4 protein-coding genes and 1 pseudogene are annotated in these 4,292 nt (G+C 69.5%); 2 read left to right on the top strand and 3 right to left on the bottom strand.

All coding sequences use genetic code 11. From position 1 onward, the window contains the following. A pseudogene (locus tag ACNPM4_RS12210) lies at positions 1–616 on the bottom strand (hypothetical protein); the annotation flags it as partial. A 114-nt stretch (positions 617–730) separates the two neighbouring features. Between ACNPM4_RS12210 and ACNPM4_RS12205 the strand changes: the two are divergent. Then, complete coding sequence (locus ACNPM4_RS12205) at positions 731–2,116, top strand: ATP-dependent DNA helicase (RefSeq protein WP_372469429.1); 1,386 nt, start codon at positions 731–733, stop codon at positions 2,114–2,116. A gap of 4 nt (positions 2,117–2,120) precedes the next feature. Here the strand turns inward: ACNPM4_RS12205 and ACNPM4_RS12200 are convergent, their stop codons facing one another. Together ACNPM4_RS12200 and ACNPM4_RS12195 are read right to left on the bottom strand one after the other, a co-directional pair. Next, positions 2,121–2,768 carry a biliverdin-producing heme oxygenase gene (locus tag ACNPM4_RS12200; protein WP_029264391.1) on the bottom strand — a complete coding sequence of 216 codons (648 nt, stop codon included), beginning with the start codon at positions 2,766–2,768 and terminating at the stop codon, positions 2,121–2,123. Positions 2,769–2,849: 81 nt separating this feature from the next. Beyond that, on the bottom strand, positions 2,850–3,161 hold the full coding sequence (locus ACNPM4_RS12195; RefSeq protein ID WP_448985864.1) for a DUF2470 domain-containing protein: 312 nt from the start codon (positions 3,159–3,161) through the stop codon (positions 2,850–2,852). 97 nt (positions 3,162–3,258) lie between these two features. Between ACNPM4_RS12195 and ACNPM4_RS12190 the strand changes: the two genes are divergently transcribed. Then, positions 3,259–4,292: serine hydrolase domain-containing protein (locus ACNPM4_RS12190; protein ID WP_448985863.1), on the top strand; the 1,034-nt coding region annotated here is incomplete at its 3' end.

Genomic DNA, 4,292 nt, shown 5'->3' with positions numbered 1-4,292 from the left:
CGACCGTGACCGAGTAGAGCCCGGGGGTGAACACCAGAAGCGGCAGGGGATCGAGCGCGCCCGCCTCGGGCCCGAGGGCCGACACCTGGCGACGGTCGACCTCGAAGCCGTTCACCGCGAACTGGTCGGCGCCCCGTACGGTGAGGTCGATCACGGCGAGTGGGCTGGTGGTGAAGCGCCAGTTGGGGGTCACGCCCGCCCAGCCGTCCTGCTCGATCAGGAACGTGCTCGTGCCGGAGTGGCCGCTCGCTTGGTAGCTCACGGTGACCGCGGTGCCGCCCTCTGCGGGCTTCTCCGACTCGACCTTCACATCGGTCAGCGGTGCGAGTGCCGAGCGTCGGAGCATCGCCTCGGAAGCCGACGGATCGATGCCCGCCTTCTCGAGGGTCTCGCGGTCGATCGCGACGCCGGGAATGCGGAGCGCATCGGCGGCCCGACCGGCGGAGAGCAGGTCGAGATAGCGGACCACGAAGGCGGACGGACCGTAGAACTGCTGGTACAGAGTCGCGCCGCCGGCACCGAGTGCGGCGACCAGCATGAGCCCGACGACGGCCAGCATCGCCAGATCGACGCCCAGGCGCGATCGCCGGGGCGCGCGCGTGCCGGCCCGTCCCATGGCGTCAGTCTAGGAGGGCGTCCTGGGGGGACGCCGAGCGTCGGCGGCCCCGGGCGGATGCCGGGACGTAGCATGGGTGGCGCCCCGTTTCCGTCTGCTTCCCCTGTGAGTGCCGTGTCCCTTCCCGCCCTGTCCGAGGAGCAGCAAGAGCTGTTCCGGCTCATCGAGGACACCGGCGAGCACGTCTTCATCACCGGGCGTGCCGGCACCGGCAAGTCGACGCTGCTGCAGCACTTCGCCTGGAACACCAAGAAGCAGATCGCCATCTGCGCGCCGACGGGTGTCGCGGCGCTCAACGTCGAGGGCCAGACCATCCATTCGCTCTTCCGGTTGCCGATCGGCCTGATCGGTGATGCCGACATCGATCAGAACGATGCGACGCGGCGCATCCTCAACGCCATCGAGACGCTCGTGATCGACGAGATCTCGATGGTCAACGCCGACCTGATGGATGCGATCGACCGCTCCCTGCGCCAGGCCAGAGGCCGCAGGGGTGAACCGTTCGGCGGCGTGCAGGTCGTCATGTTCGGCGACCCGTACCAGCTGGCGCCGGTTCCCCCTCGTGGCGACGAGGCGCGCTACGTGCAGGACCACTACCGCTCGTTCTGGTTCTTCGACGCCAAGGTGTGGGCCGGCGGGTCCGGGATCTCCGATCAGGGCGGCCTGTTCGAGGTCGACACCCGCGCCGAGCTGCACGTGCGCGAGCTGGTGCAGATCCACCGGCAGTCCGACGACGGGTTCAAGGCGATGCTCAACGCCGTGCGCTACGGGCGGGTGACCGCCGAGATCGCCGGCGTTCTGAATACGCAGGGGGCGCGGACGCCGCCGGAGCCGGAGCCGGGCGAGGTGCCGATGATCACCCTCGCCACGCGCAACGACATCGTGAACAGCATCAACAGCAGGCACCTTGCTGCGCTGCCCGGCAAGGAGCAGACCGCGCGCGCCGAGGTCAGCGGCGACTTCGGACGCGGCGAGGCGTCGCTGCCGGCCGAGAGCGAGCTGAAGCTCAAGGTCGGCGCGCAGGTGATGTTCCTGCGCAACGACACGGCGATGTCCGGAGAGCCGCCCCGCTGGGTCAACGGCACCATCGGAACAGTGGTGCGCATCATCGGCAGCGCGGTGCGCGTCGACATCGACGGCGAGGAGGTCGACGTCGAGCCCGCCGTCTGGGAACGGTTCCGCTACGCGTACGACCAGAACACCAAGAAGCTGTCGCGCGACGTGGTGGCCGAGTTCACCCAGTTCCCGCTGCGGCTCGCCTGGGCGGTCACGATCCACAAGTCGCAGGGCAAGACCTACGAACGCGCGATCATCGACCTCGGCTCCGGCGCCTTCGCTCCGGGGCAGACGTATGTCGCGCTGAGCCGGCTGACCTCGCTCGAGGGGCTCTACCTGTCTCGCCCGTTGCGACCCCGCGACATCCGTGTGGACGAGGACGTGCGCCGGTTCATGCGCGACGCCTGGTTGGCGGCGTCGACACCGGAGCTGCCGAAGAGCTGACGCCTCAGGCCGCGGCGCGCGCCCGGTCGAGGTCTTCGAAGAGCTCGGTGTTGAAGCGGTAGGCGAGGAGCACCTCGTCGATCACGCGCTCGCGCTCGGCATCGTCCCACGGTGCCGCGTCGAGCTGCTCGCGGTACACGTCCTTGAAGGCCGACGGGTCGGCGATGTCGTCGAACAGGTAGAAGCCGATGCCGTTGGTCTCGAAGCCGAAACGACGGGCCATCACGCGGCCGATGAAGATCCCACCGGAGAGGTCGCCGAGGTAGCGCGTGTAGTGATGCGCCACGAAGCCGCCGGCCCAGGTCGCCCCGACCTGACGGATGCGGTCGACGTAGCGCTGCGTGGTCGGCAGCGGAACGATCTGCTCGCGCCAGTCGGCGCCGAGGAGGAACTCCAGGTCGGCCTCGAGCGCGGGAAGGCGGGTGAGCTTGTCGCTGATGAAGACCGAGGCGATCGGGTCCTGGCGCATGCGGTCGCCGGCGCTCTCGAGTGCTTCGTAGATGAAGTAGTGCTGAGCGACGAGCGAGATGTAGTCCTCGCGGGAGCCCTCGCCCTTCAGGAGGTCGGACATGAAGCCGGCGGTCTCGCTGCGGGAGTGGGATCCGGACGAGCGCTCGCGCAGGGCGGCGGAGAAGGAGAGGATCTCGGGCATGACCTCAGTGTAAGGGGAGCCTTACCTCAGAGGAAAGCCCGGAGTTGTCGGAAGTCGTCCGGCGACCCGCCTCCGCGACGATCAGGCGTGCGGGCGCGGCTCGACGCCGAGGCGAGCGCAGGCCTCGTCGTAGAGCGCCACGACCTCGCGTCGCACGGACGGACGGTCGGCGATCGGTCCGCCGGGCCACGGCACGCGCAGCTCGGACGCGGCGCCGCCGGCGGTGATCTCCCACACTCCGCCATCGCCGTCGAAGCCCGTCATGACGGACTCGCTGATCTCGGCGTGGGTCTCGGCGAAGGCGCGGGCGATGAGCAGATTGTCGTCGGTGTGGTCGCCGTTCATGTGGCGGAGAACGGCGGTGATCACGTCGGCGTCGAAGAGGTGGGGCACGATTCTCACCTTACGCGCGCGGGGGGATCGCCCGGCGCGGGGCCGTCTTTCAGGATCCGCGTTCTAGACTCGGGAGACACATCCTCGGGGGTTCTACATGCAGCTTCTCTCGTCGCGCCGTTGGCGCGCCGCAGCGGCCAGTGCGGCCGTGCTCGCTCTCGTCCTCACCGGATGCTCCTCCGAAGGCTCCTTCACGTACACACCACCGGCTCAGGTCGACGGCGCTCTGCCCGATGCGACGGTCGACGCGATGCAGGCGGCGGTCGACAACGCGCTGACCGCGTCCGGCGCCTCCGGGGCGATCGTGGGCGTCTGGGTCCCCTGGAGCGGCAGCTGGGTCACCGCATCGGGCACACAGGACCGCGACGGCGGTGAACTGTCCACCGACATGACGTTCCGCGTCGCCGACGTGACCCGCCTCATGACGTGCGATGTGCTCTACGCCCTCGCCGACGAGGGGACCGTCAAACTCGACGCCAAGGTGCCCAAGTACGTCTCGGGCGTCGCCGACATGAAGGACGTCACGCTCCTCGACCTGTGCAACGGCACGAGCGGGGCCGGATCGTCCGAGCCGACGATCAAGGGCGCGCTGCTGAACACCCCGGAGCGGATCTGGGCTCCGTTGGAGCTCGCCGGCTACGGGCTGGGCCGCGAGAGGGTGGCACCGGCGACGACCTTCCGCGACTCCGACGCGGGATACCTCCTCCTCGGCCTCGCTCTGGAGCGGGCCACGGGCATGTCGGCATCCGAGCTGATCGCGGAGTACGTCACGGAGCCGCTCGAGCTCGCCGCCACCTCGCTTCCCGGCTCGACGCCGGCCGCCCCGGGCGACACCCCGATGAACGGGCACTACATGTCGGCCGTCGAGGGTGGCTACAACTGCGCCGCCCCGGTCGACATCACCACGCTGTCGGCCAGCTCCGGCTACACCGACTCCGGCGTGGTCTCGAACATCACCGACCTCGGCCGCTACGTCCAGGCGGAGGCGAAGCAGGTGCTGCGCACCAAGGACACTCCGGCCCGCTTCGGCAGCCCGCTCCCGGCCGGAGCACATGACCCCTCCTGGTTCCAGACCGCCGGTGGGGCGTTCCTCGTGGGCTCGATGGTCGGTCAGCACGGCTCGGTTCCCGG

Source organism: Microbacterium umsixpiens (assembly GCF_053543675.1).
The sequence above is the reverse complement of the archived record's forward strand: the minus strand, read 5'-3'. Positions and strand labels throughout refer to the sequence as shown.